Here is a 21,588-nt window from a genome sequence, read left to right on the forward strand (position 1 = left end):
TCAATGGGAGACCGCGAAAATGTCTCAACTGGAAAACTGCATACGAGGTCTTCACGGAAGAAGTGTTGCACTTAATTTGACAAACCGTCTTACAAAAAAACCTCCCGAGCTATCGACTCGAGAGGTCAAAAATCCTTGGGAGGAAGTTTTCTTAGTAGACGCCAACTGCATCAAATGATTTTGCTGCTGCTGTTGCTTCTGCACTTGTTGAACCGTAAAGATCTTTTGCTGACTGAATGACTGCCGCACGAAGTGAGCTGAAGTTCGAGTTCGGAGTCAAGTAGACGTTAAGCGCACGGTAGTAGATCGCACCAAGTTTCGGTACACCGATTCCTGTAACGGATACATTGTAGAATGTGCCGCCGTTTGCAAGGAGGTACGCTGATTTGTTGACGATACCAGAGTTGGTGTGGACACCACCGTTATCTTGCGTTCCTGTGTAGCGTTTTGAGTAGTGGTCTGGATCACCGTAAGCTGCCGGGTTCGACATTGAACGGAGTGCGTCACCGCTGACACCTGGTGTATAGATGTCTTCACCAACGAGCCAGTCGAAGTTTGATCCGACAGAGTACTCGGCAACCGTACCCATGATATCGGAAACCGCTTCGTTGATCGCCCCAGATTCATTTTGATAGACGAGACCAGCTGTGTATTCTGTGACAGCGTGTGTCAATTCGTGCGCAACGACGTCAAGTGCACCAGAGAGAGCGACGAATGTTGTTCCGTCTCCATCACCGTAAACCATCTTCGTTCCATCCCAGAATGCGTTGTTGTAGCTTGTTGAGTAGTGGACGGTAGAGTTGAGTGCAGCACCTGCGTTGTCATAACTGTTCCGGCCATATGTGTTCTTATAGAAATCATATGTTTTAACAGCGTTAACTTGTGCACTGACAGCAGCGCGGTCATACGTCGCATTGAAGACGTTATCAACATCAGACCAGAGTGTACCTGGAAGTGAGGTCCGATTTTTCGCATCGTACGTGTAGATGCCTTTACCACGTGTCGAATCTTGAAGATAGTAATAAGAACCGCTCTTCACTGTATTGAATGTCGCGCTTGTTCCAAGAACTGTCGTACCTGTACCTACTGAAGTTGTTCCTGTGACAGTGTTAACAGGTTTTGCATGCACAAGTTGATCGTATTTATTAAGTACTTTTCCTGAATTCGCATCGATGAAGTACGTCCAGCGTGACGGCTCTTTGCCGGCGAGGACAGTTGATGTGACTTTGTAAGCATAGACTGCGTCATTTTTTACAGGATAGATGACGAGTTCAGCTTTTGGAGCCACTTCGAATTCAGTTGCCTTGATTGCTTTTTTGTATAGTTTGAGTGCTTTCTTTTCAGAGATGGTAGCTTTTTTAGCAAGACCTGGTTTCCCTTTGACGTCAACGGCGTCGTTGACGACTGCTTTTAATGTACCGTCTTTCGCAACGTTACCGACGACGACACTACCGAAGACCGGGACGCCATCCACTTCTTGTTGGAGACGTACGATGTTAGAAGATCCATCTTTTTGGACATCTTGGACAGAGAAATCACCTTTTTTGTTGACGTACTTTTTAACGATCGATGCAGCGGGTTCTGATGAAGCTTTCGTCAGCTTACCAGATTGAAGACCTTCTGCTCCGACGACTGTAGGAACGACAAGTACACTTGCGACAAGCGATGTAGCGAGAAACTTTTTCAAAATAAATCGCCTCCTTGTTTGGGTTGAGTCTAACTATGCCAAAGAAAAGGAAAAGCGAGAATAAGCCGTTCGTATTAATTAGAATTTTCTGAATATAGTACTTAATACCTGCACTGAATAGTTAAGTGACAGAAAAACATGGAAGATGACATCAAAAAAACCGCTTCAGACAGCGGTTTTAGAGAATTCTTTGATAGAGATGATGTGTCTTGTCACGTGTCTCGTCGATCTTGAAATCAAGAGGATCGAGTGTGATTCCTTGTTTTTGAGCAAACCGTTGAATCTTTTCAAACGACTTCCAAATCTCAATATCAGGACCTTCATGTTTCCAAAACACATAACGGGCCGACGGAACATGGTGTCCTTTCATCCCTTTTGGCACACGGTCGAGTGAAGCGACAGGGAGTCCAATACATTGTGTGTGTGTCGTTCCACGTTGACCAAGTGATACATCGAGCGGATAACTACCCGGCTCAGCAGGAATTTCATGTGAGCGACGGGAGAACTCACGCCATAGTTCCGGCATCAATGTATGCAATTCATTTTCTTCGCAAGTCAGACCAAGACCGATGACATATAGTTCGTGACGATCCACAATTTTTGGATGCATGAGAAACTCCTTTCGTGAAAATCAAGAGGCTGTGGTGATGGAACGTCTTTTCAAGTCCAGAAACAGTTGGGTAAAGGAAGCGTCCCACTGCGTCCCACTACCTTCTTCTAAGATGGCCAGTGCGCGTTCGACAGGCATTCCTGTACGGTAGGGACGATCGGATGTCATGGCATCATACGCATCGGCAATTGCCATGATGCGTCCGAAGACGGGAATCGCTTCACCGGCTAATCCTTCTGGGTATCCTTTTCCATCGTAGCGTTCATGGTGATACTTTACCCCAGGAAGAATCGGTTGTAACTTCATCGGGAGATGAACTTGCGATAAAATGTGGACACCGATGACGGGATGTTGTTTGATTTTGTCGAATTCTTCCTCGGTCAATCGTCCTTCCTTCAACAACACATCATCCCGAATCCCAATTTTCCCGATATCGTGCAAGAGTGCTGATTTACGTAACAGCTCGATCTGCTCGTCGGGTAAACCAGCAGCACGGGCGATTTCAACCGAATATTCGGATACACGAAGAGAATGCCCGGCCGTATAAGGATCACGTGCATCGAGTGTGGCGGCAAACAAGGTGAACAGACTATCGAGCAGCTGCTCGTTTTCTTGATCGCGTCCTTGAATCCCTTCAACCATCAAGTTAAATCCGCCGATCAGTTGAGAGAACTCGTCAGAAAAAGGATTGGCGATCGTATTCAATCGTCCGGACTCGATTTGTGAAACACCTTCCTGTAAAGCCAATATCGGTTTTTGGATATTTTCATATAGAAGCAGGCTGCAAAATGTCGCAAGACATAGAATGACGATCAAGATCAGGGTCGACCAACTCCAATAGGACCGTAAACTCTCATTTTCCGTCAACTGGACAGCAGAGGCGAGAACGAACAATAAAATTGGAAAAACACCAATGATGAGTGTGCTGATCAACATTTTTTGACGGAGACTGACGAAGTCTTTTTTGGTCAAGATAAGCTCACCATAACCACGTGCCTTGGTTTGAGTCGTTAACTCGGCTAACATTGCTTCCGTCACACGATACGTCAGGAAAAATTCAATCAAGGCATGCAAAATCGCAACGAGTATCGCGCCGAAACAAGCAAGCCCGATTAAGTAATACGGCATATCGAGCCAACCGAAGTAAATCGAAAGAGCCGTTAATACCGATGAAGGAATCGATAAGCCCAAAAAGTGAGGACCGAGAATCCGCTTGATCGTCAATAATGGAAAACGATGCGTCGTCCGAAACGCAGCAGACAGTTGTTCCTGACTGGGGACGGATGTCTGAAAGACGTGATACAGCGGACGCATATGTTTTCGATAGACCGTATATTCGAAGCTGAACATCAAAATGACGGAGAGGGTCATGATGGCCAGCAAAATTACGCGCTCCCGTATATCAAATGTCAGTGTTTCAAAAATGAACAGACAACCGACACCAAACACGGCGACGAATGAGCCGATCAGATAGTTCTTTAGCAGTTGTCGTTCGAATTTTTGTAGCGGTGTCATAAGGTTCCTCCTTTAGGGATAAGTGATGTTTTTAGCGTATCGCGGTAGCAGGATGCAATCTTCTTTATTTTAGAAATAAGGGCAAGGATGAATGAACGTTTATTAACATTATCGGCAAATTTCCGTATAAATGAACTAAATTCCAAAAATAGGTATAGTTACAAAGTACTAATTGTTCAAAAAGTAATTGATTAACCAACTAAAACAACATATGATTTGAATATTCAGAAAAGTTATCTCAGTCATGCTTTTCACTACTACATAGGGGGTCAGTTCACGTGGGAAAAAAGAAACAGCTTAGCTTAGCCGTCTTGTCCGGAATTACGGCAGCCGCTTTTGCCGTTGGTCCAGTTTTACCTGGTGGGAAGGTAAAATCTGTTGAAGCTGCTGAAAAATCAGTAGCCGGCGCACCGATGGATTTAAATACGGTTGATCAGGAACGTTTATTGAAAGTATTGGAAAAACGTGGGGTCGTCTCAAAAGCAGCATCTGCAGCTGAAAAACAAAAGGCGGTTCAAAAATATCTTGATAAAAAGGCAAACGGGAAACCGGAAGCAGATCATGATCATGAGTCGGAAAAAGAAGCGAAATTTGATCAAAAAACAAAAGACTTCTTGACGAAACAAAAAGAGCAGCTCGCAAAACAGCTCGCTAAAAATCATAACAATTACAAAAAAGGGAAAAAAGATGGGTTTGTCAAAGTCGATAAAGCCAAACAAGCGACTTATAATGGCTCTACTCGGACAGATGAAGTACTCGTTCTACTCGTTGAGTACAATGACTTCAAGCATAACAACGTCGTCCAAGAAGAAGGCTACATGTATTCAAAGGATTTCAACCAAAAACATTATCAAGACTTAATGTTTGGTGATAAAGAATTTGAACTATTTAATGGCGACAAGGTCAAGACGTTCAAACAATACTATGAAGAACAGTCTGGTGGTAGCTACTCTGTTGATGGTACCGTCTCGAACTGGTTGACGGTTCCAGGGACGGCAAAAGACTATGGTTCAGATAATCCTAAAGGTGGTAACGATAACCTTCCGGGAGCAAAAGGACCACGGGGTCTCGTCAAGGATTCATTGAATGCAGCGGTCAAATCAGGAATCAATTTAGCAGACTACGACAAATTTGATCTATACGATCTCGATGGAGACGGTGAATTGAACGAACCGGATGGCCTTGTCGATCACTTGATGATCATCCATGCGGGTACGGGACAGGAAGCCGGTGGTGGTACGCTCGGTGACGACGCAATTTGGTCACACCGCTGGACACTCGATGGTGTTTATCCGGTTGCGAACACGACTTCAAACTCGACGAACTGGGGCGGCAAGATGGCAGCCTATGACTACACAGTTCAACCAGAAGATGGAGCAGTCGGAGTCTTCGCACACGAATTCGGTCATGATCTTGGGCTTCCAGATGAGTACGATACACAGTACACAGGTCAAGGCGAGCCGGTTGCCTCATGGTCGATCATGAGTGGTGGTAGCTGGAACGGAAACATTGCCGGAACAGAACCAACCAGTTTCTCACCACAAAACAAGGAGTTCTTCCAAAATGTGATGGGCGGAAACTGGGCGAACATTCAAAACGTCGATTTTGATTCGCTCTCAAAAGCAGGAACGGCTTCATACCTGGATCAAAGTGTCACGAAATCTAAAAATCCAGGCATCATCAAAGTGAACTTGCCGAAAAAACCGGTCAAAGGGATTGCACCGGCATTCGGTAAAAAATATTATTACAGCACAAAAGGGAACGATCTCCATACGTCCATGACATCACCTGAATTCGATTTGACGGCAGCAAAAGCTGCGAAATTTGATTACAAAGCCTACTTCGATGTCGAATTTGACTATGACTTCTTGAAAGTCACGGCAACAGCTGACGGCGTATCAAAAGTTATCGATGTGATTGGTGACGAAGATACGGATGGCGATCAACGTGCCGAATCTTCAAAAGGTGCATGGGTCGACAAATCATACGACCTCAGTGAATTTGCCGGCAAAAAAGTCACATTGACGTTTGACTACACAGGGGATGCCGGTCTTGCCCTTGACGGTTTTGCGCTTGATAACGCAAAATTGACAGTCGACGGAAAAGTCGTCTTTGAAGACGATGCAGAAGGCACACCGAAGTTTAAATTAGACGGTTTTGTCGCTTCGGATGGTTTCAGCTATGCAGATAACGCCTACTACCTCGAATGGCGGAACTATGCAGGCTCAGATAAAGCACTTGAGCATGCACGTGGTGTCAAATACAACACAGGTCTTGTCGTCTGGTATGCTGATAACAGCTTTACGGATAACTGGGTTGGTGTTCACCCGGGTGAAGGATTCCTCGGTGTCGTCGATTCGCACCCTGAAGCAATCGTTGGAACGCTCAAAGGACAACCGGTCGTTGCAGGAAGCACACGTTACCAAATCGCGGATGCTGCTTTCAGCTATGATAAAGCACCGGCTTGGGTCATCGATTCTCCGACACGTGGTCTGTATGACTACAAAGGACTTGCTGGTGTCACGACGTTTAATGATTCAAAATCGTACATCAATCAGTTGATCCCGGATGCAGGAAAACTGCTCCCGAAAAACGGTCTTCAAATTCAAGTCATCGGTGAAGCGAAAGATAACTCTGCTGGAGCGGTCTGGATCCATCGTTAAGTAAAATAAGCAGATTCGGAGTGCTCCGAATCTGCTTATTTTTTTTGTGTGTGAAGTGGTATGAATTGGGAAAAAACTGGTCAGACAACTTGACTTTTAAAGCGCAATCATTTTATACTAACGGTAGCTTAATATTGTTATTGTCACTACTGATTCACATCGCGTCACGAACAATCTTTTCGTCGCTCCATGTATTTCGGGACAATAATGAATTTCTTTCATATGCCTTGCATATGTATTAAGTAATTTATTTTTGGAGGTTGTTCCCATGAACACAGGTAAAGTAAAATGGTTTAACGCAGAAAAAGGTTTCGGTTTCATCGAAGTTGAAGGCGGAGAAGACGTATTCGTACATTTCTCAGCAATCACTGGTGAAGGGTTCAAATCACTTGACGAAGGTCAAGAAGTTGAATTCGAAATCACTGAAGGCGCACGTGGAGCACAAGCTGCTAACGTCGTAAAACTTTAATCTTAACTATTCAATCGTCCTTTTTCGGAAGGGCGATTTTTTTTAATGATTTAATATCTTGAATTCAAGATATTTGTGCGTTATACTGACGATACAAACTACAAATCAAGAAAAGGACGTGGCAACTATGGAATTACTTGGTATTCATCATGTGTCGATTTTAACAGGAATGGCAGAGCGGAATTATCAATTTTATACACAAGTATTAGGGATGCGTCTTATTAAAAAAACGGTCAATCAGGATGATACGACGTCATATCATCTCTTTTACGGCGATGCAGAAGGGAATCCGGGAACGGACCTGACGTTTTTTGATATCCCACATCTAGGGACGGGTGTTCCGGGTGCATCGAGTATCTCTTCAACCTCCCTCCGTGTCAAAACGACGGCATCGCTCACATTTTGGGCAGAACGTTTTGAACAACAAGGTATCGATCATGATGGCATCATCGAACGGGCAGGTCGACAGACGCTGGCGTTCCGCGATCAGGAAGGAACCCGGTTGATTCTCGTCGCAGAAGACGGTGAAGAAGGCGTAGCGGGCGGTGTGCCTTGGAAACACGATGAGATTCCAGTAGAACATGCCATCGTCGGATTAGGTGCCGTGACGTTGACAGTCAATGATCCAGCACCAACAGCACTCGTCTTGACAGAAGTGCTTGGCTTTAAAAAAATCGGAAGTTATCCTTCACTTACCGGTGATTTTGCAGAAATCGAAGTCTATTCGACGGGTCAAGGCGGAATCGGAGCGGAAGTCCATCTCGAAGCGCGACCGGACCTTGACCGGGAACGACTCGGACGGGGCGGAGTCCATCATGTCGCGTTCCGTGTTCCGAACAGTGAAGAATATGATTTGTGGGTGGAACGACTGAATCAGTATCGTCTGCCGAACTCTGGAAAAGTCGATCGTCATTATTTCCAAGCGCTCTATTTCCGGGAACCGAACCATATCTTATTTGAGTTATCGACGGATACACCAGGATTCGCAACGGACGAATCGGTCGAGATGCTGGGTGAGACACTGGCTCTTCCACCGTTCCTCGAACCAAAGCGTCAAGAAATCGAAGCGCGACTCCGCCCACTCGAAATCTGACAATCCTGTGACACCGCTCACAGACCGAGTAACGTCCCGTATACTAAAGACAGTAAAGAGGAAAAAGGAGTGACGGGATGTTAGGAACTACGTTAGGTCAATTTCGATTGATTGCTGTATTAGAGGGGATTTCATTTTTAATCCTGTTGTTGATTGCGATGCCGTTGAAGTATATGGCAGGCATTCCTGAAGCTGTTTCAGTCGTCGGTGCGATGCATGGTGTATTGTTCGTCATGTATGCGTTATGGCTCGCCGTCGTTAAGTTTAAGTACCGTTGGTCATTCCTAAAGGCTGGAATTGCTTTTATCGCATCGTTCATTCCGTTTGGTACGTTTGTACTCGATCGAAAGTTAAAACAGGAAGCAACGAACGCGTAAATTGTGTATACTAGTAAAAGCACGGCTGTGGATAACTGTTTTTGTCTATTCGAAGCAGGTTATCCACAGCTTTTTTCTGTGGATAATTTTTAGGAGGATACTATGTCAACATTTGAAGCGTTACACATTCAAGAACTATGGGTTAAAAAATTACAAAAACAAGGTATCAAGCAACCAACACCGATTCAGGAACAAGCTATTCCGCATTTACTGGCGGGACGTGATTTAATAGGAAAAGCACAGACCGGTACAGGAAAGACACTTGCCTTCTTGTTACCGATTCTCGAACAAATCGATTTAGACAACAAAACCGTCCAAGCCTTGATCGTCGCACCGACACGAGAACTCGCACGCCAGATTGCGGATGAGACACACAAGTTGATCCGGAACATGGAAGACGTACGTGCCCTTGCCGTATATGGTGGGCAAGATGTCTTTAAACAAATCCAACGTCTCGGCCGGATGCCACAAATCATCATCGGGACACCTGGACGAATCTTGGATCACGTCGGCCGGGGGACACTTGATTTGAGTGACTTGAAGACGCTTGTCTTGGATGAAGCCGATCAGATGCTCCAAATCGGATTTTTACCGGAAATCGAAGATATCATCGCATCAGCACCGGTTGATCGTCAGTTCGTCATGTTATCGGCGACGATGCCACCAAAAGTCGAACAGCTGGCGAAAACGTATCTCCGTGATCCGATTGAAGTCCAAGTCGAATCAGAAAAAGTAACCGTCGATGCAATCGAACAATTTGTCGTCGAGACGACGGATCGCCGGAAACAGGCGACGCTTCGGACGATGCTTGACGAGATGCGTCCCTATGCGGCGATCATCTTCTGCCGGACACAACGCCGGGTCAGCAAGTTGAACGAAGAATTACAGATGCAAGGATATCCGACGGATGAATTACATGGTGGATTGACACAAGGTAAACGTGAAAAAGCGATGGCAAAGTTCTATCAAGGCAAAACACCGTTCTTGATTGCGACCGATGTCGCCTCACGTGGTCTGGATGTAACGGGAGTCACGCATGTCTTCAACTATGATCTACCGGACGACGCGGAAAGTTATGTCCACCGGATTGGTCGGACAGGACGCGCCGGCAACGATGGTGTCGCCATTTCGATCGTCACACCAAAAGACGGACGGACCTTCCGTGATATGGAACGGGAACTTGGTGTCGACGTGACACCAATCGTCGTCGAATTATCAGACGAGATGATTCGTGCGCAGCATGACCAAAGCAAAGGGACGAAAGAACCGGCTGAAGGTCGTGGTAATACACGCCGTTCGACTAATCGTCGCCCGGGACGTACGCACCGTAAATAAGACGAGAAATGCCCTCTTATCCACAAGCTTCATGGATGAGAGGGCATTTTTTTATTTGGCATAGACCATCTGTCCACCGAGATGACCCGTATAGGCAAGCAAGCCGCTTCCGACGACCGCTATGAGCAAACTCAGCATGAGCATTGTTTTTTTGTTGGAGCGGTAGCCGAGCAACAGGAGAACAAAAGCGGCTCCAAAGGCAATGAGGCTGAACAATGCGAAATTTTCATGATTCGCGATGGCCGTATGCGTCGCACTGCTGAGGTTGGCTTCTGCATATTCTTCTGCTCCGTCGCCAGATAAATAAGCAGCGACGCCGGACAGGAGACCGGCAAATAAAGTAATCAAGGCAAACAGTTTAGCTTGTACCCATTTCAGACTGAATACCAACAGAATCGTTGCAAATAATAAAAGAGCGATTGGCGCATGTACAAGTAATGGATGAAGCGGTACACCGGCTAACATAAAAAGACCTCCTCGGTAAGTATTAAGAACATACTGTTACTTTACCTGAGCTATCTGACAGTTAGCTGACGGACAATCAAGGAGTTGGAAAAAGAATCGTAAAACGAGTTCCTTGGTGCAGGGTCGACTCCAAGAGAATCGTGGCTCCGTGCGCTTCAGCAATGGAACGGGCAATCGCAAGACCGAGACCCGTACCTGATCCGTGTCGCGCATGGTCTCCACGGAAAAACCGTTCAAACACCTTATCCTGATTTTCTGGGGGAATCCCGATTCCTTGATCGGCAATCATCAACCGGACATCGGATGGCGTTTGTTGTAGCGTCACCTCAATATCGGCATCACTATAAGCGACCGCATTTTCCAAAAAGATGGTCAACAGACGGATCAACTGGTTCGAATCCCCCTTTACTAATAGGCCTGGAGCGACGTCAAGGTGGAGTGTACGACCGACTACTGTATGACGGAACCGGTCAGTGGTTTGTGTAACGAGTGTACTCAAATCAAGTGATGACATCGGACCCGGGTGACCTTCCCGGGCAAGAAGCAGCAAGTCGGAAACTAAGTATTGCATCGATGCCGTTTCTGCTTTTAAATCCGATAAAATCGTTTTCCCTTCCGTGCTCAGTGGTTCTGTTTCAAGCAACTCAATTCCGCTGTATAAAATCGTCAACGGTGTGCGTAATTCATGCGAGGCATCCGACGTAAACCGTCGTTGTCGATCAAACGCCTGCTGGACCGGTAGAACCGAACGGCCGGCCAAGACATAACTGATGCCCATCAGAACGAGTGTAGAAAGAACCGTAATACCAAAAAGCATCGCGATTAAACGTTGCAGCGTATCTTCTGTCGCGGAGATATCCTTCATCAAGACAATCAAACCGTTTTCATCCGTGTTGCGTTGATACAGCAAAAAATGTCGATCTTCTAGTTCGAGCTTTTGTGTTTCCGTGTCAGAAGAAACGAAGCGGTCAATTGTTTTTTTAGAGAGATCATCCGGGAGGCGTGCATATCGTTCTGTGCCGTCGGAATCAAGAATTTGAAAAAAGATGGGATCACGAATCAACCGATCTTCGCCATGTTCGATTCGTTCAAACAGTTCCCGGTCGGAAACCGATTTTAATTGATTCAACTCGGTCTGATCCAGCAGGCGAGCCGTCGTGAAATAAACACCTAATAAGATCAAGATCAGCAACAGCAAAAACGTGCCACTGAACAATAACGTCAGACGTTTTCGAATCGTCTCAAGCATGGGGACCACCAAGGCGGTAACCAAAACCACGGACCGTTTTGATCAGCGAGGGGGCACCAACAGCCTCTAATTTTTTTCGCACAAGTCGGACGAGTGCATCGAGGGCATTATCGGTAATGTCAGCCCCGATTCCCCAGACGACCTCGATGATCAATTCACGTCCCATGACTTGTTCCGGACGACGGAGGAGCAACGATAAAAATTCGAACTCACGTCGCGTCAAGTCAAGGGGGTGCTCGGCATACGCAATCGTTTGTGTCGTAATATCGAGTTCAAGTCCCTGATAGGAAACAAGCGAGACAAATGCTTTTTTTTGACGGCGGCTCAGTGCCCGGAGTCTGGCCAAAAGTTCGTTTGCCTGAAACGGTTTAACGAGGTAGTCATCGGCACCGCTGTCAAGACCATGGACCAAATCAATTTCCGTATCGCGTGCCGTCAGCATGAGGATCCCGCCTTCAAAGCGTTCTCCACGTAACTCGGTTGCGACTTCGATGCCACTTTTGTACGGCATCATCCAATCGAGGACAAGTAAGTCATATCGAAACGTCTGGCATTGTTCGAGCGCCTGGATTCCGTCGTGTGCGACATCGACTTGATAACCGGCACGTTCGAGATGGAGGCGTAACATTTTAGCGAGACGCTCATCGTCTTCTGCAATCAAAATCCGCATCTTGATTCCTCCCGTTCTGTATTTTTTCTTATTATCCCATAGTTGGTATCAGCTAGTTGTCAGTTTTTATCGTTACAGTAAAGATAACAGGAAACGAGAGGAGAGGAAAAAGGTGAAACCAAAACCAGTTGCAAAATGGATTGTTGGGTTAAGCAGTAGTATCTTTTTAGGTCTTGCAATCGGACAGTTGAGTGTCGCTTCGGGTGACCAACCAACGAATCCGGTGAAGACCGGCGATTCGTATTCCGATGAGACGACGATTCCGACTCAACCCTCTCAAGGCGATGACGATGAGTGGGGAGAATCGGAGGATGAGGATGGATATTACGAAGCGGAAGATGAGGATGAAGCATGGCAAAGCAATGACACATCCGGATTTGACCAGCCGAGTGGTGGAAGTGATGGACAATCCAGTCATTCGAAATAGGAGGTGAACTATATGGATCGTCAATTGTACTCGATGCACAATATCATTCGTTTCGTCACCGATCAACCGATTTTAGATAAGGAGTGGCAAGCCATCCATCACTTTTTTCAATATGTCGATCGTCAGTGGTCCCGCTTTGATCCGGCAAGTGAGATCAGCCGGTTGAACCGACTGTTGATTGGTCAATCGTTGACGGTGTCCTTACCACTGGCGCGCTTATTACAACGTGCGATTCGTTATTTTGAGCAGACGGAACATTACTTTTCGCCCTTCCTACTGGAACAACAATATGCCAATGGGTATGATCGATCGTTTCCCTTCCACGCTGCGACCGAAATCGAAGGAACGGTCCCGCCTGACATCAGCCCGTTTCTGGTAGAAGGATGCGAAGTGACACGAGTCGGTGGTGGTTCGATTGATTTAGGCGGAATCGGAAAGGGCGCAGCAGCGATGATTGTTGCACAACGTCTTCGAAAAAGTCATACACGTGGTTTGATTGAAGCAGGAGGAGACGTCATCGTCTGGTCTGATGCGCATCCTTGGAAAATCGCCATCACGGACCCGCAGACAGAACAGGCCATCGCAGAAGTTCGGCTACGGCAAGGAGCAGTCGCGACATCGAACCGGATTTACCGTTCGTGGAAAGTAGGCGAGCGGACGAACCATCATCTGCTGAGTGGAAAGACGGGACGACCGATTGAAACACGGTACGTTCAGATCACGGCGTCAGCACCACAACTCTATGAGGCAGAAGTCATGACGAAGCTCGCTTTTCAAATGACCGAGACAGAGCGGCAAGACAAATTATTTAAATGGTTTCCAAACGGACGACTCTTGTTGATGGATGACTCAGGAAAAATGGTAGCAGAAGAGAAGGGAGGACAATCAATATGGACTGGATGAAGTGGTTATTTTCGACATGGACGATGATCCGCTTAAGTGGACTGACCGGTCATTTTTTTCTGACATTATCCGTTTTGGCCGGATTGTTGGGCTCTTTCCCACAGCTCAAAAAACAGAAGGCACGCCTCCACAACGTTCACCTCTACAGCGGCTGGGCTGGATTGCTGGCGATTGTGCTACACGCGACGTTAATCGTCGTCGATACGTACGCACCGTTGACGCTTCTTGAGATCTTGATCCCAGGCAAGGCCTCATATGAACCACTTTGGAACGCCTTCGGAACCATCAGTCTCTACCTGTTTGGTTTTGTCTTGGTCACTTCTGATTTCCTGAAAGAAACATTAGGAAAAACGTTATGGAAATTAACACACTGGTTAGTTTTACCGGCATGGGGCTTGATGACACTCCACGGCATCTTCATCGGAACGGATACGGGGACGCTCTTCACGACCGTTTGGTATGCGTGTTCGACACTCACCTTGTTCACCTTCATTTTGTACCGGATGCAGCTGCGCCCAAAAGTAAAGACACCCCAAAAACAAGCATCCTCACGGGCAGAATGAGGATGCTTGTTTTAACGTTGCTGTAACCAAGTCGTCCAAGCCTGAAATGCCGTTTCTCGGTTGTCGATATAGTTATGGTCACTGTCAACGATGATTTCTTCAAACGTACTCGCGTCCTGCAGTAAATCATGATGGAGTGACTTGATCGACGTCTCGTCGCGCTCAGACGTCACGAGTAAGGTAGAGCGTGTACGGAGCTGCTCTTTTAGAGCGAGTAAATTCCACTCGGCGTGGTGTCGTTTCAACTCTTCGAGCAACGTGTCGCCATCGGTATCCGATAAGAACGTGGCACCCCGACTGAGAACTCCACGTAAAGCGTCCTCATGTTCCGGATAATCGAGGACCAGTTGTCCGACTAAGCCGAAGTTAAAGGGAGAGATTCCGATGTAATGGGCGATGTCCGGTACATCCGCAAAGGCATGTAGTCCGGCGAACCCGCCCATGCTATGTCCGACGATTGTAATCTGGTCGGCTAAGATATCATGTGCTTGCGTAAAAGTAGAGGAAACGACATGTTTCATGATGGCTGTCGCATCTTCGAGAGTATGCCGAAAACGAAACGCACCCGGGCTACCCATCGTTCCACGATAGGAGGTGACAAGAACATGAAAGCCAAGTTCTTGCAGGCGGACGGCCCAGTCCATGTTCAATTGTTTCCCCGGGAACCCATGAAACAGGACGACCAGTGGAGCCGGACTTGCTAAAGTTGGCGAGTAGAGACGACAAAATAAGGATTCTTCCCCGCCGCTTGGGAGCTCAATCAGTGAGAGGCTCGCTTTTTTTGTGATGGTTTCCATGACATCCACTCCTTTTATTGAACTACCTCTACCTACGCTTCGTTTAGAGGTGGAGGATTCCTGAGTGATCCGACCTAACGGTCGAAACCTGATCAGGCTAGCCCCGTCGTCCCGACGGTTGAAGAAGCTAAGATACGTTGGGCTTCTTGTTTGAGATTCAGTCCTGCGTTCACATCCCGGTCGTGATGGATCCCGCAACTCGGGCATGTCCATTCACGCAAGCTGAGATGAATCGCCTAATTTTGATAAAGTTTCTTATGATATAGTCTGATACAAATTCATGAACAAGGCAATTGTTAAGTCTATGAATTAAAAAAGATTAAAAAAATGACGGATTGTTTGATTTCGATGAGACATCGAAATCAAACAATCCGTCTTATGCTCGTCCGCATTTAGAAGACTTTCGTCGTCCATGACTCACAATTCCATAAATCCGTCGCAACGGCTTCATAAAATTCAGGTTCGTGCGAAATCAAAAGGACAGTTCCTTTATAGGCTTGGAGTGCCCGTTTGAGTTCTTCTTTGGCTTCGACATCCAAGTGATTCGTCGGCTCATCGAGAACCAGAATATTCGATTCCGTATTCATCAACTTACAAAGGCGGACCTTCGCCTTTTCGCCACCACTGAGGACTTCGATTTTCGATTCGATGTGTTTCGTCATCAGTCCACATTTCGCGAGCATCGCTCGGACTTGTTGCTGTGTCAGGGACGGGAACGTGCCCCAAATCTCTTCGATACACGTATTCGAATTCTTTTCCTTGATCTCCTGCTCGAAGTAGCCGATATGAAGGTTCTCTCCACGTTCGACCGTTCCTGAAACCGAAGGAATCTCACCGAGCAGGCTTTTTAGAAGCGTCGATTTCCCGATCCCGTTTGCCCCGTGTAACGCGATTTTTTGCCCACGTTCGATCATCAAATCAAGTGGACGAGATAACGGTTCGTCATACCCGATGACCAGTCCTTTGGCTTCGAACATCAGTTTACTTGGTGTCCGTGCTGTCTGGAAATGGAACTCTGGTTTTGGGCGTTCTTGTGCCAGTTCGATGACATCCATCTTGTCGAGTTTTTTCTGACGGGACATCGCCATGTTACGTGTCGAGACCCGTGCCTTGTTCCGGGCGACAAAATCTTTGAGTTCAGAAATTTCCTGTTGTTGACGTTTGAACGCCGACTCATGTTGTTTCTTTTTCGCTTCATGGACAGTCAAGAAATTGTCATAATCACCGACATAACGGTTAAGCCCCTGATTTTCCATATGGTAAATCAAGTTGATGACGCTATTTAAGAATGGAATGTCGTGCGAAATCAGAATGAAGGCATTCTCATAGTCATTGAGGTATCGTTTCAACCATTCGATGTGCTGGACATCCAAATAGTTGGTCGGCTCATCGAGTAGCAGGATATCTGGTTTTTCAAGCAATAGTTTTGCTAACAGAATTTTTGTACGTTGCCCACCACTGAGTTCTTGCACATCACGATCGAGCCCAATTTCGTCGAGACCTAATCCCCGTGCGATTTCTTCGACTTTCGCATCAATCGTATAAAAATCATTGTTCGTCAGGATGTCCTGTAAGACCCCGACTTCTTCTAGCATTTTTTCGAGTTCATCCGGTTCGACTTCACCCATTTTCGTATAGAGGTCATTGATTTCCTGTTCGATGTCGAACAGGTATTGGAATGCCCCTTTTAAGGCGTCGCGGATCGTCACTCCCTTAGCGAGAACTGCATGCTGATCCAGGTAACCGACACGGACGTGTTTCGCCCACTCGACTTTTCCTTCGTCCGGCTCGAGCTGTGAAGTGATGATGTTCATGAACGTTGATTTTCCTTCACCGTTTGCGCCGACGAGACCGATGTGTTCTCCTTTTAATAAACGGAAGGACACATCTTCGAAAATCGCTCGATCGCCAAAACCATGGCTTAAGTTTGATACCGTTAAAATACTCATAACTACTCCCTTATTTCACGAATTCAATTAGACACCTGTCCGTTTTTTCTGGTTGTTCGTTTTTTTCGTTTTTTGGCTTGTCATTTGTTTTGTTTCTGTTCCGCGCAAACCAGTCGGACGTTTTGTTTGTGATTGTTTTTTTGCTTTTAATTGCTCCATCATTGCTTCTTGAAGAGACAATTTTTTTGGTTGTTCGCTCATGTGTGTTCACCTCGATTAATTCGTTCTTACCATCTAGTATGCCAAAAAAAACGTGTCTTGAAAACGAACTATGCTTATTTCTTTCGTTAGACGACTTCTTCGCCCAAATAAATGACGTAACAATTCCGGTCTAAATCAATCTCACAGCTGTCTCGTTCGAAGACGCCGGTGTCGGGAACGTTTAATTTATCTTTAATCAAAAAGCGCATCGCCTGGATATGATTCGGGACGGTCACTGTTTTGATGACAGGGTGTGGACCACTGTCTTGATACCGTCGAAATTCCAAATGAATCTGATGGGGGGGATAGACGCGGTCACTTGGATCACGCGGTGAAGCTTCGACATGGTCGACGATCAACTGATCGTATTCGCCCTCCATTTCATTGGAACGTAATTCATAGAGGTGACCTTCGATGATATGAAATTCACATAATTGGTGGGCGATGATTTCGTCCGGTTCAATCGCAAAACGGCTGTATTGATAAATCGATTTGAATTCATTTTGGTCTTCGACATAATAGGCAAGTGACATCTGATTTCCTCCTTAAGTCTTCTTAGTTGTTCTACTGGATTAAGCAAAAAAAGTTCCGATAAGACTTAGAAACTTTTTTGGTGGAAAAAGCGTATACTTAGAATAACAAATTGTCACGAAAGGGGTATGAGATGTGAGTTGGATGAAACAGGCATCACTTGCGGCAACGTTATTGATTGGGACGACGCTCAGTGGATGCGGATCAGATAATGCCAAGGCGGAACGTCCGGACGATCCGGATTGTGACGATTATGAATACGATAATGATGAAGGTGTTTGGTATTGCGACGATGCAAACTCGACACATTCCGGTTTCTTCTATTGGGGAGGCAGTTATTTTGCGTCGCGTGCCCTGATGCATAGTGCGATGCGAACAAAAGGTTACACTCCTAAATCAAAAGAGGTCAAAAGTTACAACGCGAAGACAAAAGGGTTTGGGACGGGGTCGTCGTCCGGTTTCTTCGGCGGATGAACGAACGTCAGAAACTGTATGGTGATATCGAATCGTTTTGGGATTTGCTGGATGGCGACATCTATGCATTGACAGAAGTGATGCCGGTTTCCAAGGAAACAATCGAAAACTTACGGGTGGCGGCACGGGATGCCTATTCGATTTTTGAAAAGGTGATTCCGATTTTGTGGACGATGGATGATCAGGGATTACTTGAACTTGGTTTTCCGGAAGCAGCTGTACCGTTTTTACGGTTACAGACGATGCGCCCCTTATCCGTCATCAGTCGGTTTGATTTTATCGTCACCGGTGAAAACATCTCCGTCATGGAGTGGAATGCGGATACACCGACGTTCATCAAGGAATCCTTTGAGGTCAATGACCGGATTGCTAAAAAAGTAGGACTTCAGCCGATCAATCCAGGGCAAGCGACGCAACTCGCTGAAAGTGTTTGTCGTGCCGTCGAGGCGGCGGCACACCGGATCAGTCAGCGGCCGCATGTCGTCTTCACGTCACACGGTGACAACATCGAAGATCGCTTGACGACAGAGTATTTGCAACAGTTTGTTGCCGGTGCCGGATATTGCCCGCTGGATGAGTTAGAGATTCGTCCGGAGGATGGACTGTACGATCAAGACGGGAAACGGATCGATATCTTATACCGACAGACTTTTCCAATCGAAATGGCGCTTCTCGATCGCGATGAAGACGGGAAAGAATTAGGTGCATTATTGCTTCAACTCGTCGAAATGGGTTTGCTTGAGATCATCAATCCACCGTCTGCGTTCTTGATGCAGGCGAAATCGGTCTTGGCGTTGATTTGGCTGTTACATGAATCAAACCACGCCTACCTGACGGACCAAGAACACGAGATCATTGAACGCTATTTTCTACCGACCTACTTAAGTCCGGCATCCTTTTTAGAGCGACGTCAAGCGTTCGTCGAAAAACCGATTTTCGGAAGAGAAGGAGATACCGTGACGATCCATCAAGGGAATGGAGACGTCATGTATAGCAACGAACAACGTTCATTTGTTGATCAATCGGCCGTTTATCAACGTTATCAAGAATTACCGACCTGGCAGTTGGAAAACGGAACCGAAGTCGCATATATGTTCGGTGTATTTGTCCTCGGGGGACGGCCGAGTGCTATCGGCGTGCGGGCGGGTGAGCGAATCACAGGGAACCGCTCTTATTTCTTACCCATTGGACAACAGGAACATCAAGAGGAGGATAAATGATGAAGGCAGCTATTTTAGGGGCGACTGGATTAGTGGGTCAAGAGCTCGTCGATCAACTACTGGCGCATGAAGACTATCAGGAAGTACACGTGCTTGTCCGTCGTCCGATGAACCGGTTTCATCCGAAACTGGAAGAATGGGTGATTGATTTTGACCGGGTGACGGAAATTGAACTGCCGGAAGTGGATCATGTCTACTGTGCACTCGGAACGACGATCAAACAAGCCGGATCACAAGAAGCCTTCCGGCAGGTGGACTATACGTATCCGATCGAAGTCGGTCGTGAACTCATGGATTTAGGTGCTACACGATTTGCATTGATCTCTGCCCTCGGTGCCCATCCGAATGCCAAGACGTTTTATAACCGTGTCAAAGGCGATACGGAAAACGGTTTGCGTGTACTCGGATACGATGCCTTACTTATTTTCCGACCATCGCTATTGCTCGGGGAACGGGATGAGTTCCGGTTCGGAGAACAGGCGGCAGCGCGTGTCTCGACCGTACTCCGTCCATTACTAAAACGCAGTACGTTTGCTCCGATTGAAGCGGAGAAGGTCGCACAGGCCATGATTCATCATACATTACACGCACCACCCGGGGTGACGATCATTGAATCAAAAGAAATGCAGACTTGAGCGAGCGACTTTTCGTATCGCTCTTTTTTTGTAACAAAATTAATATTTGACTCATCAAATGATTTACGGTTGAATGATATAGTGCTGTCTCACAAACAAAAAAAGAAGTGAGACAATTCAGGCAAAACAGTGTATTTACGTTCAATCGGTTGGTTCACGCTTATCGTTTGGGGAAAGCGGGAAAAAGATTGAACAATGTGCACATATTGAAGGTAGACGAAAGGAGCCGATCATATGGCAGAGTTTGATCGCGATCAGGTCTATAAGACTGTTCCGCAAAAAGGATTCTTCGGGAATCCGAAAGGGTTGTTCACCCTGTTCTTCACCGAGTTTTGGGAACGTTTTTCCTACTATGGAATGCGTGCCATCCTCATCTTCTATATGTACGATTCTGTCGCAAATGGTGGTCTTGGCATCGATAAAACGACGGCAGCGTCGATCATGGCAGTTTACGGATCACTTGTTTATATGTCAGGGATCATCGGAGGATGGGTCGCTGACCGTCTGTTAGGCACCTCACGAACCGTCTTTTATGGTGGGATTCTCATCATGCTTGGTCATATCGTGTTGGCATTGCCGGCAGGGATTACAGCCTTGTTTATCTCGATGGGACTAATCGTCATCGGAACAGGGTTCTTGAAACCCAACGTTTCGAACATCGTCGGGGATCTTTACAGCAAAACCGATAATCGTCGTGACGCGGGCTTCAGTATCTTCTACATGGGGATCAATGCCGGAGCATTTTTAGCCCCACTCATCGTGGGTGGTGTTTCGGATCGCGCTGGTTACCACGCTGGTTTTGCGCTGGCCGCTATCGGAATGTTCGTCGGTCTTATCGTGTTTGTCTTGACGAAGAAAAAGAATCTGGGTCAAGCAGGAACATATGTCTTGAATCCGCTCGAAGGAAATGAACGGAAACGTTTCTTCACGATTGCATCCGCTGTCGTTGTTGTCGTAGCCATTCTTGGGACGATTGCAGCATTCACAGGATTGTTGACGATCGATCGTTTTACGTTGATGGTGACGTTCTTTGGAATCCTGATTCCGATTGCCTACTTCACATTCATGTTACGGAGTCCGAAAATTACGGATGACGAACGTTCACGTCTACTCGCATACATCCCGCTCTTCATTGCGGCAGCGGTATTCTGGGCAATTCAGGAACAAGGTTCGTATGTCCTCTCGATTTTTGCCGATGAACGAACAAATTTATCATTCCTTGGTTTTAGTCTTGAACCGGCATTCTTCCAGTCACTTAACCCGCTCTTCATCATCGTGCTGGCACCTGTCTTTGCAAGTTTTTGGGTCAAACTCGGTGACCGTCAGCCAACGACGATGCAGAAGTTTTCGTTTGGTTTGATTTTCGCTGGACTTTCATTCATCGTCATGATGCTACCAGGAATATTGTTCGGAACAGATACGACGGTCAGCCCACTTTGGCTCGCCCTTAGTTTCTTCCTCGTTGTTATTGGTGAATTGTTCTTATCACCTGTCGGATTATCCGCGACGACAAAACTTGCCCCAGCTGCATTCTCCGCACAGACAATGAGTCTGTGGTTCTTGACGAATGCGACAGGACAGGCGGTTAACGCCCAAATCGTAAAATATTACGGAGCAGATACGGAAATCGCTTATTTCGGAATCACCGGCACGGTTGCCATCATTCTCGGAATCATTCTGTTTGCTTTCGCACCAAAACTTCAGAAGTATATGCGTGGTATTCGTTAAGAATATGACACGAAAAAAGACAGCTGG

At 46.5% G+C, this 21,588-nt stretch carries 22 protein-coding genes and 1 pseudogene; 12 read left to right on the top strand and 11 right to left on the bottom strand.

What is annotated here, in order from left to right; genetic code table 11:
• Nucleotides 1-151: 151 nt before the first annotated feature.
• The 3 genes from KNQ13_RS08545 to KNQ13_RS08555 form a co-directional block, all read right to left on the bottom strand.
• On the bottom strand, nucleotides 152-1,687 hold the full coding sequence (locus KNQ13_RS08545) for a M4 family metallopeptidase (RefSeq protein ID WP_026830430.1): 1,536 nt from the start codon (nucleotides 1,685-1,687) through the stop codon (nucleotides 152-154).
• Nucleotides 1,688-1,865: 178 nt separating this feature from the next.
• Nucleotides 1,866-2,297, bottom strand: coding sequence for a GyrI-like domain-containing protein (locus KNQ13_RS08550; protein ID WP_014971647.1), 432 nt, complete (start codon nucleotides 2,295-2,297; stop codon nucleotides 1,866-1,868).
• A 21-nt stretch (nucleotides 2,298-2,318) separates the two neighbouring features.
• On the bottom strand, nucleotides 2,319-3,812 hold the full coding sequence (locus tag KNQ13_RS08555) for an HD domain-containing phosphohydrolase (RefSeq protein WP_014971646.1): 1,494 nt from the start codon (nucleotides 3,810-3,812) through the stop codon (nucleotides 2,319-2,321).
• 278 nt (nucleotides 3,813-4,090) lie between these two features.
• On the opposite strand from KNQ13_RS08555, the gene KNQ13_RS08560 reads away from it, so the two are divergent.
• From KNQ13_RS08560 to KNQ13_RS08580, 5 genes are all read left to right on the top strand, one after another.
• Nucleotides 4,091-6,475: an immune inhibitor A domain-containing protein gene (locus tag KNQ13_RS08560; RefSeq protein ID WP_026830429.1), complete on the top strand. Its 2,385-nt coding sequence runs from the start codon at nucleotides 4,091-4,093 to the stop codon at nucleotides 6,473-6,475.
• A 268-nt stretch (nucleotides 6,476-6,743) separates the two neighbouring features.
• On the top strand, nucleotides 6,744-6,944 hold the full coding sequence (locus KNQ13_RS08565) for a cold-shock protein (RefSeq protein WP_012371797.1): 201 nt from the start codon (nucleotides 6,744-6,746) through the stop codon (nucleotides 6,942-6,944).
• A 127-nt stretch (nucleotides 6,945-7,071) separates the two neighbouring features.
• Nucleotides 7,072-8,037, top strand: a complete 966-nt coding sequence (locus tag KNQ13_RS08570; RefSeq protein ID WP_026830428.1) for a ring-cleaving dioxygenase — start codon at nucleotides 7,072-7,074, stop codon at nucleotides 8,035-8,037.
• 77 nt (nucleotides 8,038-8,114) lie between these two features.
• Nucleotides 8,115-8,414 (top strand): DUF3817 domain-containing protein, encoded by a 300-nt coding sequence (locus KNQ13_RS08575; protein ID WP_014971643.1) that lies wholly within the window; start codon nucleotides 8,115-8,117, stop codon nucleotides 8,412-8,414.
• A gap of 102 nt (nucleotides 8,415-8,516) precedes the next feature.
• Complete coding sequence (locus KNQ13_RS08580) at nucleotides 8,517-9,749, top strand: DEAD/DEAH box helicase (protein WP_026830427.1); 1,233 nt, start codon at nucleotides 8,517-8,519, stop codon at nucleotides 9,747-9,749.
• Nucleotides 9,750-9,800: 51 nt separating this feature from the next.
• On the opposite strand, the gene KNQ13_RS08585 is transcribed toward KNQ13_RS08580, so the two are convergent.
• The 3 genes from KNQ13_RS08585 to KNQ13_RS08595 all read right to left on the bottom strand — a co-directional run bounded on the left by KNQ13_RS08585 (nucleotide 9,801) and on the right by KNQ13_RS08595 (nucleotide 12,133).
• Nucleotides 9,801-10,214, bottom strand: a complete 414-nt coding sequence (locus KNQ13_RS08585; RefSeq protein WP_014971641.1) for a DUF2231 domain-containing protein — start codon at nucleotides 10,212-10,214, stop codon at nucleotides 9,801-9,803.
• A 76-nt stretch (nucleotides 10,215-10,290) separates the two neighbouring features.
• Nucleotides 10,291-11,463, bottom strand: coding sequence for a sensor histidine kinase (locus KNQ13_RS08590; protein WP_026830426.1), 1,173 nt, complete (start codon nucleotides 11,461-11,463; stop codon nucleotides 10,291-10,293).
• A complete protein-coding gene (locus tag KNQ13_RS08595; protein ID WP_026830425.1) occupies nucleotides 11,456-12,133 on the bottom strand; it encodes a response regulator transcription factor in 678 nt (225 codons plus the stop codon). Before KNQ13_RS08595 ends, KNQ13_RS08590 begins: the two co-directional genes overlap by 8 nt.
• A gap of 112 nt (nucleotides 12,134-12,245) precedes the next feature.
• On the opposite strand from KNQ13_RS08595, the gene KNQ13_RS08600 reads away from it, so the two are divergent.
• From KNQ13_RS08600 to KNQ13_RS08610, 3 genes are read left to right on the top strand one after another with little or no spacing between them, the layout of a single operon-like run.
• Nucleotides 12,246-12,560, top strand: a complete 315-nt coding sequence (locus KNQ13_RS08600) for a hypothetical protein (RefSeq protein ID WP_014971638.1) — start codon at nucleotides 12,246-12,248, stop codon at nucleotides 12,558-12,560.
• A 12-nt stretch (nucleotides 12,561-12,572) separates the two neighbouring features.
• Nucleotides 12,573-13,463: an FAD:protein FMN transferase gene (locus tag KNQ13_RS08605; protein ID WP_014971637.1), complete on the top strand. Its 891-nt coding sequence runs from the start codon at nucleotides 12,573-12,575 to the stop codon at nucleotides 13,461-13,463.
• The gene (locus KNQ13_RS08610; RefSeq protein WP_014971636.1) at nucleotides 13,451-14,026 is read left to right on the top strand and encodes a ferric reductase-like transmembrane domain-containing protein; all 576 of its coding nucleotides are present in this window, start codon (nucleotides 13,451-13,453) and stop codon (nucleotides 14,024-14,026) included. The genes KNQ13_RS08605 and KNQ13_RS08610 overlap by 13 nt, the downstream gene beginning before the upstream one ends.
• Before the next feature lie 11 nt (nucleotides 14,027-14,037).
• Here the strand turns inward: KNQ13_RS08610 and KNQ13_RS08615 are convergent, their stop codons facing one another.
• The 5 genes and pseudogenes from KNQ13_RS08615 to KNQ13_RS08635 form a co-directional block, all read right to left on the bottom strand.
• Nucleotides 14,038-14,823, bottom strand: coding sequence for an alpha/beta hydrolase (locus tag KNQ13_RS08615; RefSeq protein WP_026830424.1), 786 nt, complete (start codon nucleotides 14,821-14,823; stop codon nucleotides 14,038-14,040).
• A gap of 92 nt (nucleotides 14,824-14,915) precedes the next feature.
• A pseudogene (locus tag KNQ13_RS08620) lies at nucleotides 14,916-15,053 on the bottom strand (zinc ribbon domain-containing protein); the annotation flags it as partial.
• A gap of 162 nt (nucleotides 15,054-15,215) precedes the next feature.
• Nucleotides 15,216-16,772, bottom strand: a complete 1,557-nt coding sequence (locus tag KNQ13_RS08625; RefSeq protein WP_026830423.1) for an ABC-F family ATP-binding cassette domain-containing protein — start codon at nucleotides 16,770-16,772, stop codon at nucleotides 15,216-15,218.
• 27 nt (nucleotides 16,773-16,799) lie between these two features.
• Nucleotides 16,800-16,973, bottom strand: coding sequence for a hypothetical protein (locus KNQ13_RS08630; protein ID WP_014971633.1), 174 nt, complete (start codon nucleotides 16,971-16,973; stop codon nucleotides 16,800-16,802).
• 86 nt (nucleotides 16,974-17,059) lie between these two features.
• Entirely contained in the window at nucleotides 17,060-17,506 is a 447-nt protein-coding gene (locus KNQ13_RS08635) for a hypothetical protein (protein WP_014971632.1), read from the bottom strand.
• A 142-nt stretch (nucleotides 17,507-17,648) separates the two neighbouring features.
• Here KNQ13_RS08635 and KNQ13_RS08640 point away from each other — a divergent pair, with 142 nt between their 5' ends.
• The 4 genes from KNQ13_RS08640 to KNQ13_RS08655 all read left to right on the top strand — a co-directional run bounded on the left by KNQ13_RS08640 (nucleotide 17,649) and on the right by KNQ13_RS08655 (nucleotide 21,561).
• Nucleotides 17,649-17,978: a hypothetical protein gene (locus KNQ13_RS08640; protein WP_014971631.1), complete on the top strand. Its 330-nt coding sequence runs from the start codon at nucleotides 17,649-17,651 to the stop codon at nucleotides 17,976-17,978.
• A complete protein-coding gene (locus tag KNQ13_RS08645) occupies nucleotides 17,975-19,198 on the top strand; it encodes a glutathionylspermidine synthase family protein (RefSeq protein WP_026830422.1) in 1,224 nt (407 codons plus the stop codon). Before KNQ13_RS08640 ends, KNQ13_RS08645 begins: the two co-directional genes overlap by 4 nt.
• A complete protein-coding gene (locus KNQ13_RS08650) occupies nucleotides 19,198-19,833 on the top strand; it encodes an NAD(P)H-binding protein (RefSeq protein WP_014971629.1) in 636 nt (211 codons plus the stop codon). Before KNQ13_RS08645 ends, KNQ13_RS08650 begins: the two co-directional genes overlap by 1 nt.
• Nucleotides 19,834-20,067: 234 nt before the next feature.
• Nucleotides 20,068-21,561 carry a peptide MFS transporter gene (locus KNQ13_RS08655; RefSeq protein WP_026830420.1) on the top strand — a complete coding sequence of 498 codons (1,494 nt, stop codon included), beginning with the start codon at nucleotides 20,068-20,070 and terminating at the stop codon, nucleotides 21,559-21,561.
• The last annotated feature ends 27 nt before the right edge of the window (nucleotides 21,562-21,588 follow it).

Origin of the sequence: Exiguobacterium sp. s128, from assembly GCF_018618815.1 — a bacterium.
Taxonomy (GTDB): domain Bacteria; phylum Bacillota; class Bacilli; order Exiguobacteriales; family Exiguobacteriaceae; genus Exiguobacterium_A; species Exiguobacterium_A antarcticum.